This window comes from Nonomuraea sp. NPDC050478 (genome assembly GCF_044458265.1).
Taxonomy (GTDB): Bacteria; Actinomycetota; Actinomycetes; order Streptosporangiales; family Streptosporangiaceae; genus Nonomuraea; species Nonomuraea ferruginea.
Window position 1 is genome coordinate 295,606 of sequence record NZ_JBITHT010000009.1, and the last position, 12,013, is coordinate 307,618.

Below are 12,013 nucleotides of genomic sequence, written 5' to 3' on the forward strand. Positions count from 1 at the left end.
CGCGCCGGCATCCTCAAGCCGATGCCGGCCCGCGGCGAGCCGCAGACGCCCACCACGCCGTCTCGATCACCGACGGCGCGCTGATGGCCGGCCGCGGCTACGACCCGGTCATGGGCGCCCGGCCGCTGCGCCGTACGATCCAGCGCGAGCTGGAAGACTCGGCTCCTCTACGGCGAGCTCCGTCCGGCCGATCGTCAAGGTCTCCGTCGACGGCCTCGGGCTGGTCTTCACCAGCGAGGACGCCCCCAGCGACCTGCGTCAGGACGCGGCGGCGCCCGTGTGAGACTCGCGCCTGAAGCCCCGGCGCCGCGATCATCCCGCTGATCGCCGCACTGACGAAGGCCATCAAGGTCGCGCAAGAACCCTGCCGGCATCAGCAGTCACTTCCGTAGGCGCGCGGGCTCTCTCCGCCGGGCTCAGGTCACATGGCGGGGCTGACCGGTTCGAGCCAGCCGAGCCGCTCGGCCAGGTGCTGGGCGCTGTCGATGACGGTGGCGATGTGCGGGGACGGGTTGTCCTGATGCCACAGCAGGGACCAGGGGTAGTGCGTGGTGGGTTCGGTCAGGGGCCGCCAGGTGGTGCCCGGCCGGTTGGAGGTGCGGAACGAGGAGGGGACGCAGTGCAGGCAGCGGTGCTGCAGGACGAGGTCGGCGGCGGCGCGGCTGCTCTGCACGGTGCCCTCGTAGATGGTGGGCGCGAACCCGGCCGAGCGGCACAGCGTGATGACGAACCGGTTGAGCTCAGGGGTCTGTGATTCCTCGCCGACCAGCAGGGGTTCGTCGGCGAGGGCGGCGACGGGGACACCGTCGAGCTCGGCGAAGCGATGGCCGTCGGGCACCAGCACGCCGAGCGGGTCGAGCCTGATCAGCTTGGAGGTCACCTCGGCCGGGACCTGCGAGGCGTGTCCGATGCCGATGTCGAGACGGCCGTCGGACAGTTGTCGGTACTGCTCGGGGGTGCCGGCCTCGACCTGGTGGATCGTGAGGTCGGGATGGGTGTGCTGGAGCTCGCGCAGGACCTGCGGCATGGTGTCGTAGCCGGCGTCGATGATGCCGGCGCGCAGCGTGGGCGCCGGCGTGACGGCGTTGCGCGCGGCGTGCCCGGCCCGGCCCACGTGATCGAGGATCTGGCGCGCCTCGACGAGGAAGGCCGCGCCCGCCGGGGTCAGGTCGACGTGGTGGGTGCTGCGGTCCAGGAGGCGCACGCCGAGCTCGCGTTCCAGCCGCTGGATCTGCTGGCTCAGCGCGGACTGCACGATGTGCTCGCGCGCGGCGGCCCGGCCGAAATGCAGCTCTTCGGCCAGTGTCACGAAATAGCGCAGCTGACGCATCTCCACGCCGGCCACCCCTTCCGTCCGGACGGTGCCCATGCGGGGCCGTCTCTCCCACTCTAGGCTCCACGTGATGGTGCGGAACCCTGTGAGGAGTGCCGGAGCAATCGAGGGATGCCCGTGACCGGTGGCGAAGCCGGCGCGCCCTTGGGACATTCATCGATCATCGGCCGTGTGACGGCCGGCCGACGCGACGGCGTTCAGTGCGCTCGTGATCGGGCCAGTGCACGTTGCTCGCCCAGCCGAGCCGCTCGAACAGGCCGATCACGGTGGCGGAGGGGTCGATCTGGCCACGATCGAGGCCGTGGCGGGCGCAGCTTGGCTCGCTGTGGTGGCCGTTGTGCCAGCTTTCGCCGAAGGACAGCAGCGCCAGCGGCCACAGGTTGGAGGAGCGGTCGTGGCGGCGGGTCTTGAAGGGCCTGGCGCCGATGACGTGGCACAGGGAGTTGACGCTCCAGGTGACGTGCTGGAGCAGCGCGACGCGGATGAGGCCGGCCCACAGGAAAGCGGTCAGGGCACCGTACAGGGTGCCGGTGATCGCCCATCCGGCCAGGAACGGCAGCGCCAGCGACAGCGCGCACAGCGCGGGAAAGGCGCGGGCCACCCGTCGCATGGCCAGATCGGCCAGCAGGTCCGGGGCGTACCGCTCGGCCGGGGTCCGGTCCTCGGCGAACAGCCAGCCCAGGTGGGCGTGGGCAAGCCCCCGAAGCTGCCCGCGCAGGCCCGAGCCGTACCGGTAAGGGGAGTGCGGGTCCCCCGGCCGGTCGGTGAAGGCGTGATGGCGGCGATGCACCGCCACCCAGTCGATCACGTTCCCCTGAAAGCCCATCGACCCGGCGACCGCCAGCACCACCCGCAGCCGCGGCGAGGCGATGAAGGAGGCATGGGTGAGCAACCGATGGAACCCGACCGTTACGCCCAGGCCGGTCAGCACGTACAGGACCGCGGCCAGCAGCAGATCGGTGAGCGTGACCCCCTGCCCCCATGCCAGGAAGATCGCGACGGCCAGCGCGACGAACGGCAGGACCACGATCGCCGCCGTGAGGCCGATATGTACCCACCCGGCCGGAACATGCTCTTTCGCCTCGGGGAACGGCGAGGTGCCGTCGTAGTCCTGACGGCATCCCGCCGCCTGCTCGGAAATCGTCATGATCTCTCGTCTCGTTCATACGTTTCGGCGGTGCACGTAGCACCAACGCCAGGTCGAGCTCGGTTCCAGGGCGGCGACGACCGGGTGGTCGGTCTCCTGGTAGTGGGCCTTGGCGTGGCCGCCCCGCGAGTCGTCGGAACAGGCGACCCATCCGCAGCTCAGGCACACCAGCAACCATGTCCAGGACTGTCCGAGTGCCAGGCACGCCCGGCACTCGGGTGGACCGTGCTCCACGACCGGACACCGATCGATGTGCTCGCAGCGCGGGATCTGGCCGTTCAGGCCCATGCGGCCGGGCGTGCTCGTTTCTCGTGCGTCCAGGGTCATGACGACCCCCTCACGATGACAGCGACGCAAGCTGCGCCGTCTGGTCTGTGACCAGTCAACGCGGTCGGCGAACCGATGGAAACGCGCAATCCCAGCTAGCCTCATCAGCTACGGCGATAGCGAGTCCCGGCCCGGTCAGCGTCCGATCTTGGAGACGGCGCCCGAACGCCGGGTCTGCCGCGCTACCCCTTGGCACGTACGAAACACGGATATCCGGCGATGTCCACCGCCGCCCGCCGCCGCCCGGCCGTCAGGTGAGAGCCGCGCCGTAGCGGTCGACGAGACCGGCCAGCCGGGAGACCTGTCCGGCCTCGGGCGACCAGCAGTAGAGGATGACCTCGTCCGCCCCGAGTTCCTCGAAGCCGCGCAGCGCCGTGCGGATCTGGTCCTCCGTGGTGAGCATGCCCTCGACCATCCAGTGGGAGGCCCCCACGATCGCGTAGCACTCGCTGATCGCCGCCTTGGCCGTGGCCACGGTCTCCGCCGAGCCGAAGGCCACGTTGAGCTGGCCGACGTTGCGCGGGCGCCCGGCCCGACCGGCCTGGGACCACTCCTTGTCCACGGCGCGGAAGAGGTCGCCGGCCCACGGCGGAGGAGCGGCGCACAGCAGCCCGTGGCCGAACCGGGCCACCCTGGCCAGCGCGGCCGGCGCGAACGCGCCGAAAAGGATCTCCGGGCCTCCGGGGGTCAGCGGCGCGGGCCCCACCGGCCCGAGCCCGCCCGCCGTGCGCTCGCCGGCCCACAACTGGCGCATCTCGGACAGCTGGTCGTCGAGCCGTCGTCCTCGCCCCTTGAGCGGCATTCCGGCCGCGGCGAAGTCATCGGTCCGGCTGCCGACCCCCATTCCCAGCGTGAACCTGCCCTGTGCGAGCCGATCGAGGGTGGCCACCTGCTTGGCCAGCAGGGCGGTGTCACGCAGCGGGCCGATCAGCACTTCGGTCTGGACGCGGATGCGGCGGGTGACGGCGGCGATGGCCGCCAGCATCACCAGCGGCTCGGGGTTGCGCCAGATGAAGCGGTCGAGCAGTCCCAGCGTGCTGAACGGTCCCGCGTCCGCCTGCCGGGCCCAGTCGAGCAGGAGGTCCGGTTCGTCACCCGGCAACCCTATTCCGATCTTCATCGGTGTCTCCTTCGCAAGTGCGCCTTCTTATCTGCGGCGATAGACTCGCTCTGGTTCTTCAGTCGCTGATCGAGAGCTGACACACATGACGGACGACCCCCGCGCGATCAGGCTGGACGAGTTCGTGCCCTACCCTCCCGACCGCGTGTGGCGGGCGTTCGTGGAGCCCCGGCTGGTGACGAAATGGCTGGGGCCGGAGGATTTCCAGCCGGTCGTCGGCCACCGGTTCACCATCGTGACGCAGGCCGTGCCGACGACGAAGTTCGACGGCGTGATCCACTGCCAGGTGCTGGCCATCGAGCCCGAGCGGATGCTGCGCATCAGCTGGGACGACCACGGCCCGAGCGGAGCGCGGTGCACGGCGACCTGGCGGCTGGTCGCCGAGGGCCACGGCACCCGCCTGTTCTTCGACCACGAGGGCTTCGACCCGGACGACGAGCTGCAGCAGCGAGCGCGCCGGATCATGGGCGGCGGCTGGCGCTCGTGGTTGTTCAGCCGGTTGGAGACGGTCCTCGCCGGCGACACGGCCGGGCAGGACGCGACCGGCGAAGGGCTCCCCTACCGCCCCCGCTGATCGGCCTCCTCCTCCACCACCGTGTCGCGCAGGAGCCTCAGCCGGTCCTGCCAGTAGACCTCGTACGGGTGCAGCCAGTTGGAGATCTCCTCCAGAGGCGCCCGGCACAGCGAGTAGTGGCGTTCCCTGCCCACTCTCCGCTCGGTCACCAGGCCGGCGTCGCGCAGCACCTTCAGGTGCTCCGACACACTCGGGCGGGCCATGTCGAAGTGCGCCGCGAGGTTGTTGACCGAATGCGGCCCGGCGAGCAGGAGCTGGAGTATGCGGCGCCTGACCGGGTTGGCCAGCGCCGGGAACACGTCGTCGAGCAGGGTGGGGACGCCGTCTGGCGTCGTCGTCTTCCCGCTCCGCGGCATGATGAGCAACCCTTGATCGCACTGTCGCCGGCGGCCCGGTATGCGCCGACCCGCCTACATTATCAGTAGGCGCTATCCTACCTGTCAATGCGGCCGGCGGGAGCGAGGACAGGACGGGCGCGCCGGGCCAGGCGAATCCTCCCGCCGGACCGCTCACCACGTCACCGGGAGCGCCTCGGGCCCTCGCACCAGCCGGTCGGCTTTCCAGACGATCTCCTCGGGCTCGACGGCGAGCCGCAGGCCCGGGACCCTGCGCAGCAGACCGCCGACGGCCGCCTCGATCTCCATCTTCGCCAGCGCCGCGCCCATGCACCGGTGCGGGCCGAACCCGAACGTCAGGTGCGGCTCCCGCTCGGCCTCGGCGTCGATCTCGTCCGGCTCGGTGAAGACCTCCGGGTCCCGGTTGGCCGCCGACAGCTGGGTGTACACGGCCTCGCCCTTGGCGATGAGGGTTCCGCCGACGACGACGTCCTCGGTGGCGACGCGGGCGAATCCGCCGGGGCTCTCCAGCGGGACGAAGCGCAGCAGCTCCTCGACGAGGCGGGGCAGCGGCGGACCATCGCCCCGCGCCAGCTCGGCGTAGAGGCCGTCGCGGAGCATGACGAACATCATGTCGGCGATCTCGTTGACGGTCGTCTCGTGACCGACCACGAGCAGGGTGACGCCGAACGTGATCAGCTCCTCCTCGCTCATCACCGCCTCGACGTCCCGCGCCCGTACCATGACGCTGAACAGGTCGGCCGCCGGCGCGACGCGGCGCTGCCCGACCAGCCACCGCAGGTATTCGGTGAGGCTCAGGAACGCCGCCTGGATCTCGTCCGGGGTGAACGCCGTGACCGACATGACGATGTCCGACCAGTCGCGGAACTTCTCCCGGTCGGCGAACGGAACGCCCAGGATCTCGCAGATCACCGAAACGGGCAGCGGCAGCGCGAGATCCCGCACGAGGTCCGCGGGCGGCCCCTGCCCGGTCATCCGGTCGAGCAGGCCGTCGACCTGCTCGTCGATCCACGGCCGCAGCTTCTCCACCCTGCGGGGCGTGAACGCGCGGGCGGCCACCTGGCGGACCCGCGTGTGGTCGGGCGGGTCCATGCTCATGATCATGCCGGGGTTCTGGACGATGTGCGGCTGCAGCCGGGGCAGGTCCATCGTCAGGGTGACCGCACGGCTGAACCTCGGGTCGGAGAGCACGAACTTGGTGTCCTCGTACCCGGTGACCAGCCACGCGTCCCCGCCGAAGGGCATGCGGACGCGGGCGACGCGCTCGGATTCCTGCAGCTTGCGGTACTTCCCGTCCAGCTCCAGCCCGGTGGTGGGGCCGAACGGGAATCGGTGCACGGTGCGCTCGTCCATCACGCGCTCCCGGCGGGCGTCGTCCCGGCCGGGGCCAGTTCCAGGATGGCCAGGCCGAAGGAGGTCGGGTGCGAGCCGGTGATGGTCAGCCCGGCCCGCGCGGCGAGCTCGTCGTACTGCGGGCGGCTGCGTTCCTTTCCTCCGCAGAACAGCAGCATCATCATGTCCAGCCGGGCCAGGCTCCGCTGGTCGCCCGCGCCGCCGACGACCGTCTCGACGACCAGGAGGCGGCCGGTGGGCCCGAGGGCTTCGGCGCCGCGCCGCAGCAACCGCACCACCTGGTCGTCGGGCCAGTTGTGCAGCACGTTCATCAGGACATAGGTGTCGGCGCCTGCGGGCCACGGGCCGAAGAAGTCCCCCTCGGCGAAGGCGATGCGGCCGGCGACCGGCGAGCCGGCCAGGTGGGCCCGTGCCGTGGCGACGCCCGCCGGCGTGTCGAACACCGTTCCGCGGGCTTGCGGGGAGATCTTCAGGATGGCCTGCAGCAGCAGCCCATGGCCGCCGCCCACGTCCACCACGTCTCCGCGGGTCCGCCAGTCGACGGCCGCGATGACGCTGTCCAGGGATATGCGGGTCTTGTGGGCCATCGCCTGCTCGAACGACGCCGCCAGCGGCGGGTGCTGGGCGAGGTCCGCCCAGACGTCCCTGCCGAAGATCCGCTCGTACACCGGCTCGCCGGTCCTGATCGCCTCCATCATGAGGGTGGGCGTCCGGTCGAGCCGGCACATCGCGCTGTCCATGCGCCACCAGTCGCGCATGCTGACGGGGCTGTCCTCCGTCATCAGCTCCGACAGCCGCGTCGGGCGGTACAGCTCGGAAGCCGCGTCGTACTCGAAGACACCCAGGGACGCGAGGTAGCGCAGCAGGCGGCGCACCGCTTCCTGATCCACCCTCTCGCCCGCGGCCTCGAGTCCTTTGAGTATCGCGTCAGCAGGGGCGCCGCCGGGCGCGACCAGGTCGGCCAGGCGCAGCGTCGCCGCCACGCGGACGGCCCAGGGCGCGACCGTGTCGGTCAGGGCCAGCATGGTGCCGAACGCGTCGTCGGCCTGGATGTCGGGCATGGCATCGGACACCTTTACTCCGTTCGGGAGCGCGCGGCGGTCAGTTGAGGAACTCGCGTGCCGGATTGGCACGGGGATAGGTGCGCATGTAGTCCAGGAACATCGCCAGGGTCTTGTCACGGGCGGTGAGCAGGCCGGGCTGGAAGTGGATGGTGTCGAAGATGTCGGAGTCATCGGAGTAGAACTGCATCTGCGCCTTGAACACCCGCTGCAGCGCTTCTTCCGCGGCTTCCTCAGTCTCCGACCCGTCCTTGCGGATCCCGTACACGAAGAACGAGTCCGTCCGGCCGGGAGCGGGCAGGCTGGGCGAGGTCATCCAGAAGTACCAGCGCCCGTTGAGCAACCCTGTCTGCAGGAACAGGTTGGGGCCGTGGATGTCGATCCGGACGTCGTACGCGGTGCCGTCGGGCAGCGAGCCCACGAGGTCGTAGCCGTGGCTGTGCTCGGTGCGCCGCACGGTGTCGGCGGGCGGCACCTTCAGGTCGAAGCCGTGCGGCAGGGACAGGTGCTGCAGGTCGAGGGTGTGGGCCGAGACCATCCAGGGCTCCATGGCCAGGTGCCCGAAGCGTCCGCGCCGGGCCCTGATCTCCTCCTCGGGGCAGGGCAGCCCGGGGATCCGGAAGATCGGTTCGGTGCCGTTGAAGGCCCACACGACGCCGAACCTCTCCTCGGTGGGGAACCTGAACAGCCGCGCGCCCTCGGGCACCGCGTCGCCGCTGCCGGTCCGGCGGCACACCCCCTGCTCGTCGTAGGTCCAGCCGTGGAAGCGGCATCTCAGCAGCCCGCCGGCGGCCGTCCCCACGCTGAGGTCGGCCCCGAGGTGCATGCAGTACGCGGACAGCACCGACGGCCGCCCTGACCGGTCGCGGAACGCCACCACGCGCCCGCCCAGGAACTCCGCGCCGACGACCGCGCCCGGCGTCAGATCCTCGGCCATGCAGATGGGGTACCAGCTCTGTGTGTAGAGTCCGTCGTCGCCTTCGTGGGGAAGGTGCGGGCTCGTCGGCCGGGGCACCGGGGCGTCGAGACTGGTCACGGTCACCTCCGCTGGGGGAATAACGCGGTGGCCCAAACGCTAGGTCAGGCCGGTCGCCGGTACTTCTTCGAGCCTGCGCAACGGCCGTCAGGTGCCGACCGTCGAGTCCAGCAGGCTTTCCTGCGCCGCCAGCAGCGGGGAGACGAAGACGATGGGGGGATCGCTCGGCCGGCGCGGGCGCAGGTCGATGACGATGCTGCTCTGGGTGACGTGCCCGCCTCTGACCTGTATGTGCCCGTACGAGCCGACCAGGCAGAGGCCGGGCACGTCGCTGGTCATCAGGTCCTCGACGTCGACGTCCGGCGGGAAGCTCATCGCCAGGGCCATGTAGGAGCCGTCGGGTCCGACCGCCAGATCGGCCTCGCTGGTGCCCCGCGCCATGGCGCAGGCCGCCGGCCAGCCCTGGGGGATGCCGGACTCGAAGAGCCCGATCAGCGCGAAGTCGCCCGGCCGCAGGTTGTTGAGCCGCACCCGGAGCGTCCGGGCCGGCTCCGGCTCCGGTGGCGGGGGCGCCGCGGCGTCGAGCACCGCTTCCCAGGACTGGTCGGCCATCTCGCTGATCAGCCGCCGGAACTTGCGCGGGGACACCCCGACGTGCCGCGCGAACTGGTGGGAGAACGTGCCGAGACTCGTGTACCCCACCTGCATGCAGATCGTGGTGATGTCCAGGTTCGTGACGGCGAGCAGCCGTTTCGCCTCGGCGATCCGCAGCGCCGCCAGGAACCGCGCGGGGGTGGTGGCGGTGATGCCGCGGAACACGCGCAGGAAGTGGAACGGGCTGAAGCACGCGGTCTGCGCCAGGTCGTCGAGCGAGTGGGTGCGTGACAGGTCACGCCGGATCTTGCTGAGGACCTGTTCGACGGCCCGGAGCCGATGATCGTCTGACATGCCGGGCTTGTCCGTTGCGCTGCTTCCGCGGATCCGCACGCTTACCTCCAGCTCCCAGTAGCATCCGCTGACGGGGTCGGGGTTGTCCACGCCGCCCGGCCGTCGTTCAGGCCGGCCTGGAGGGCTCCGGCCACATCGACGCCCAGCCGCCCTGGGCGCCGTGCGTCTCCCGCAGCAGATCCGGGATCTTGGCGACGTCGAAGACCCCCCAGTGCTCCACGATCTGCCTGCCGTCGAAGCGGAACGTGTTCGATCCGCCGATCGCGAAGGACCGGCCCGTGGCCGGGATGCCCATGAACTCGCCGGTGTGCGCGAAATGCAGCTCGATGGCCTGGGACAGGAACTCCCCCTCGCACACCGAGACCAGGACCTCCACCTTGGTCGTGGTCAGGGCGTCGGCGGCCTGGCCGAACCGGTGCGCGACGCCGTCGCGGCCGGGCGGATCCCACGGAGGCGCGAAGTGGTCCACGAACTCCGGGGCCAGCACCTCCTCTATCGCCGACAGATCCCTGGAGAAGAGGACGGCCCCGCGGAAACGCCGGACGACCTCTTCCCGTTCAGCCTTGACTGTCGCCAGTTCGTCGTTCACACGCCCTCCCAGGTCATGCGGTCGCCTCCAGCAGCTCGCCGTCGATGAGCCCGAGCTGCTCCAGGAGATGGACGGTGTCGGCGACCCCCCAGTGCTCGACCACCTTGCCGCCGACGATGCGCAGCTGGCCCATCAGGGCGCAGCGGACGGCCCGGCCGGTGGGTTCGATGTTCAGATAAGGGCCGGAATGGGTGGCCGAGACCGTGAGCCGGGTGCTGACGAGGTCACGCTCGGCGATCATCTCCTCGACGTGGATGTGGATGTCCGGGAACGCGGCGATGAAACGCTGCATCTCCCCGCCCACCTCACTGGCGGGCATGGCCCCGTCCCGCCCGTGGTGCACCATGTCGGGCGACCAGTACTGCATCATCTGCGAGACGTCGCGGACGTTCCACGCGTCGACGAGCTTCCCCACGACGGCCTTGTTCGCGGCGAGCTGGTCCGTATCGACGTGCACGGTTCCTCCCAGTCGGATGACACCTCCTTAGGCAAACACATCGACGTATGCCGGGTTTCTTCGAGATTGTCGTTCTGACGGGCTCGATTGACCCCGCCGTCAGGCGGCGGTGAGACTGAACGCGATTCAGCTCCCCCCGCCAGGAAGGTCGGAACCCGTCATGACGATCACGGACGACGTACGACACCGGCCCCGCTCCGAGCCGATCCCCTCCGAGGGCGAGGACGGGTTGTTCACCCAGACCTGGCACCCGGTGTGCCTGAGCGACGCCCTGCCCGAGACCGGCGGCATCGTGGGCGCCGACCTGCTGGGCGGCAGGGTGGTGGCCGTGCGCTGGCCCTCCGGTGAGGTGGCGGTGTTCAGCTCCTACTGCGTCCACCTGGGCGCCGACCTCGCGGTGGGCAGCCTTGAGAGCGACGCCATCCGCTGCGCCTTCCACGGCTGGCGGTACGGGATGGACGGGCGGTGCGTCTCCGCCGGAGGCACCCCGGTCGATCCGCGGGCGCGGTTGTTCCGCTTCCCCACGGTCGAGGCCCACGGCATCGTGTGGGCGTTCAACGGCTCCGCGCCGCTGTTCGAGCTGCCCCGTGCGGACCCGCCCGTGCCCGGGGCGCGCGTCGCGACCCGGGCCATGGCCTTCGACCAGCAGCTCGCGGTGGATCCGTGGGTGGTCGCGGCCCAGACCATGGATCTGCAGCACTTCGCGCTCCCGCACGAGGGGAAGTTCGTCGAGGACCCCAACGAGTCGGTCACCTGGGACGAGTTCTCCGTCGGCTACCGCTACCACGCGCTGATGCCGGGCGGCGAGGAGTACCGCGTGTGGGCGTCGATCCACGGCAGCAACATCTTCTGGCAGCAGGGCACGCTCGACGGCCGCTGGTTCTACTGGATCACCGGCATGGCGGCGCCCCGGGCGCGGACGACCGCCTCGTTCTTCAGCTGGGGCACCCACGTGCTGCCCGGCGAGCCCGCGGAGAAGGCCGAGGAGTTCCTCACCAAGGCACAGGCCTTCATGTTCAACCTGCTGGCGGAGGACGCGCCGGTGCTGATGACGATTCACTACACGCCCGGGTTGCTGACCCGCGGCGACGCCGCGCTCGCCGACTTCTTCGCGTACCTGCGCAGGTATCCGCGGGCCAACCCGGCTCGGCACTATCTGCGGTGACCCGGCGTGCCGGGGCCGCGAATCAGGCGTTCTGCTCGTACGCCTGCCGCAGCAGCGCCCTGACCTCGTCGTCGACCTGTTCGACGGCGGTCAAGCCCAGCTTGTGGGTGGACTGGCCCGGCGCCGTGGCCTGCTTGAGCCGCTGGTCCGCCGGCGGGTCGGTGAAGCGCAGGCCGAGATCCATCCGGCTGGCGGTGGCCGGCTGGATGGCGGCGAACTGCCGCTTGCGGTTCACCGCGACGAAGCCGGCGCGCACCTCCAGGGTCACGTCACCGCCGAGCCCGGTGGCCGCCTCCACCAGCGCTTCGTAGATCGGCTTCAGCGCCTGCCTGGATCCGTCGTACTGCGCGGCGAGATGATCGTCGGCGGTGGGCTCGGACCAGCCGGCTTCCTTGGCCGCGGCTGTGGCGACCGCCTCCTGCTGCGGTTTGGTCAGCCCGTGCTCGGACTTCAGCCACTGCCGCACGGCGCGCTGGTCGAGCGGGTCGAGTCCGGACTCGCCTACCGAGGCGACCCACTCCTCAAGCGACTTGCCGGTCTTGTCGGGTAGAGAGGCCGCCACGCGGACCAGCATCTCCGCTCCTGAGAGCGCCATGGCCAGGTTTCC

At 70.5% G+C, this 12,013-nt stretch carries 14 protein-coding genes and 1 pseudogene; 3 read left to right on the forward strand and 12 right to left on the reverse strand.

The features are described from left to right. Positions 1 to 80 precede the first annotated feature (80 nt). A pseudogene (locus ACIBF7_RS38815) lies at positions 81 to 161 on the forward strand (hypothetical protein); the annotation flags it as partial. Positions 162 to 421: 260 nt separating this feature from the next. On the opposite strand, the gene ACIBF7_RS38820 reads toward ACIBF7_RS38815, so the two are convergent. The 4 genes from ACIBF7_RS38820 to ACIBF7_RS38835 form a co-directional block, all read right to left on the reverse strand. Further along, entirely contained in the window at positions 422 to 1,369 is a 948-nt protein-coding gene (locus ACIBF7_RS38820; RefSeq protein ID WP_397199345.1) for a LysR family transcriptional regulator, read from the reverse strand. A gap of 124 nt (positions 1,370 to 1,493) precedes the next feature. Continuing rightward, positions 1,494 to 2,480 (reverse strand): fatty acid desaturase, encoded by a 987-nt coding sequence (locus ACIBF7_RS38825; protein ID WP_271277997.1) that lies wholly within the window; start codon positions 2,478 to 2,480, stop codon positions 1,494 to 1,496. 15 nt (positions 2,481 to 2,495) lie between these two features. Further along, on the reverse strand, positions 2,496 to 2,912 hold the full coding sequence (locus ACIBF7_RS38830) for a UBP-type zinc finger domain-containing protein (protein WP_345482671.1): 417 nt from the start codon (positions 2,910 to 2,912) through the stop codon (positions 2,496 to 2,498). A 145-nt stretch (positions 2,913 to 3,057) separates the two neighbouring features. Beyond that, complete coding sequence (locus ACIBF7_RS38835) at positions 3,058 to 3,927, reverse strand: LLM class flavin-dependent oxidoreductase (protein WP_397199346.1); 870 nt, start codon at positions 3,925 to 3,927, stop codon at positions 3,058 to 3,060. A gap of 85 nt (positions 3,928 to 4,012) precedes the next feature. Between ACIBF7_RS38835 and ACIBF7_RS38840 the strand changes: the two genes are divergently transcribed. Further along, entirely contained in the window at positions 4,013 to 4,501 is a 489-nt protein-coding gene (locus ACIBF7_RS38840) for an SRPBCC domain-containing protein (RefSeq protein ID WP_219548055.1), read from the forward strand. On the opposite strand, the gene ACIBF7_RS38845 is transcribed toward ACIBF7_RS38840, so the two are convergent. The 7 genes from ACIBF7_RS38845 to ACIBF7_RS38875 all read right to left on the reverse strand — a co-directional run bounded on the left by ACIBF7_RS38845 (position 4,486) and on the right by ACIBF7_RS38875 (position 10,241). Beyond that, a complete protein-coding gene (locus ACIBF7_RS38845) occupies positions 4,486 to 4,857 on the reverse strand; it encodes a helix-turn-helix transcriptional regulator (protein ID WP_148031019.1) in 372 nt (123 codons plus the stop codon). The genes ACIBF7_RS38840 and ACIBF7_RS38845 overlap by 16 nt on opposite strands. 153 nt (positions 4,858 to 5,010) lie before the next feature. After that, a complete protein-coding gene (locus tag ACIBF7_RS38850) occupies positions 5,011 to 6,210 on the reverse strand; it encodes a cytochrome P450 (protein ID WP_397199347.1) in 1,200 nt (399 codons plus the stop codon). After that, positions 6,210 to 7,271 (reverse strand): methyltransferase, encoded by a 1,062-nt coding sequence (locus ACIBF7_RS38855; RefSeq protein ID WP_397199348.1) that lies wholly within the window; start codon positions 7,269 to 7,271, stop codon positions 6,210 to 6,212. The genes ACIBF7_RS38850 and ACIBF7_RS38855 overlap by 1 nt, the downstream gene beginning before the upstream one ends. 40 nt (positions 7,272 to 7,311) lie before the next feature. Beyond that, the gene (locus ACIBF7_RS38860; protein ID WP_219548061.1) at positions 7,312 to 8,307 is read right to left on the reverse strand and encodes an aromatic ring-hydroxylating dioxygenase subunit alpha; all 996 of its coding nucleotides are present in this window, start codon (positions 8,305 to 8,307) and stop codon (positions 7,312 to 7,314) included. Positions 8,308 to 8,394: 87 nt separating this feature from the next. Continuing rightward, the gene (locus tag ACIBF7_RS38865; protein ID WP_148031015.1) at positions 8,395 to 9,195 is read right to left on the reverse strand and encodes a helix-turn-helix domain-containing protein; all 801 of its coding nucleotides are present in this window, start codon (positions 9,193 to 9,195) and stop codon (positions 8,395 to 8,397) included. Positions 9,196 to 9,301: 106 nt separating this feature from the next. After that, a complete protein-coding gene (locus ACIBF7_RS38870) occupies positions 9,302 to 9,784 on the reverse strand; it encodes an ester cyclase (protein ID WP_187281108.1) in 483 nt (160 codons plus the stop codon). A gap of 13 nt (positions 9,785 to 9,797) precedes the next feature. After that, positions 9,798 to 10,241, reverse strand: coding sequence for an ester cyclase (locus ACIBF7_RS38875; protein ID WP_271277990.1), 444 nt, complete (start codon positions 10,239 to 10,241; stop codon positions 9,798 to 9,800). 160 nt (positions 10,242 to 10,401) lie between these two features. Here ACIBF7_RS38875 and ACIBF7_RS38880 point away from each other — a divergent pair, with 160 nt between their 5' ends. Then, a complete protein-coding gene (locus tag ACIBF7_RS38880) occupies positions 10,402 to 11,406 on the forward strand; it encodes an aromatic ring-hydroxylating dioxygenase subunit alpha (RefSeq protein WP_148031012.1) in 1,005 nt (334 codons plus the stop codon). A 22-nt stretch (positions 11,407 to 11,428) separates the two neighbouring features. On the opposite strand, the gene ACIBF7_RS38885 is transcribed toward ACIBF7_RS38880, so the two are convergent. Further along, positions 11,429 to 12,001 carry a DUF5655 domain-containing protein gene (locus ACIBF7_RS38885; protein WP_271277989.1) on the reverse strand — a complete coding sequence of 191 codons (573 nt, stop codon included), beginning with the start codon at positions 11,999 to 12,001 and terminating at the stop codon, positions 11,429 to 11,431. Between the last annotated feature and the right edge of the window lie 12 nt (positions 12,002 to 12,013).

Excerpts from the sequence above, each read along its gene's own strand:
- ACIBF7_RS38820 (WP_397199345.1), bottom strand. The coding sequence starts at position 1,369 with ATGGGCACCGTCCGGACGGAAGGGGTGGCCGGCGTGGAGATGCGTCAG.
- ACIBF7_RS38825 (WP_271277997.1), bottom strand. The coding sequence starts at position 2,480 with ATGACGATTTCCGAGCAGGCGGCGGGATGCCGTCAGGACTACGACGGC.
- ACIBF7_RS38830 (WP_345482671.1), bottom strand. The coding sequence starts at position 2,912 with ATGAGGCTAGCTGGGATTGCGCGTTTCCATCGGTTCGCCGACCGCGTT.
- ACIBF7_RS38835 (WP_397199346.1), bottom strand. The coding sequence starts at position 3,927 with ATGAAGATCGGAATAGGGTTGCCGGGTGACGAACCGGACCTCCTGCTC.
- ACIBF7_RS38840 (WP_219548055.1), top strand. The coding sequence starts at position 4,013 with ATGACGGACGACCCCCGCGCGATCAGGCTGGACGAGTTCGTGCCCTAC.
- ACIBF7_RS38845 (WP_148031019.1), bottom strand. The coding sequence starts at position 4,857 with ATGCCGCGGAGCGGGAAGACGACGACGCCAGACGGCGTCCCCACCCTG.
- ACIBF7_RS38850 (WP_397199347.1), bottom strand. The coding sequence starts at position 6,210 with ATGGACGAGCGCACCGTGCACCGATTCCCGTTCGGCCCCACCACCGGG.
- ACIBF7_RS38855 (WP_397199348.1), bottom strand. The coding sequence starts at position 7,271 with ATGCCCGACATCCAGGCCGACGACGCGTTCGGCACCATGCTGGCCCTG.
- ACIBF7_RS38865 (WP_148031015.1), bottom strand. The coding sequence starts at position 9,195 with ATGTCAGACGATCATCGGCTCCGGGCCGTCGAACAGGTCCTCAGCAAG.
- ACIBF7_RS38880 (WP_148031012.1), top strand. The coding sequence starts at position 10,402 with ATGACGATCACGGACGACGTACGACACCGGCCCCGCTCCGAGCCGATC.
- ACIBF7_RS38885 (WP_271277989.1), bottom strand. The coding sequence starts at position 12,001 with ATGGCGCTCTCAGGAGCGGAGATGCTGGTCCGCGTGGCGGCCTCTCTA.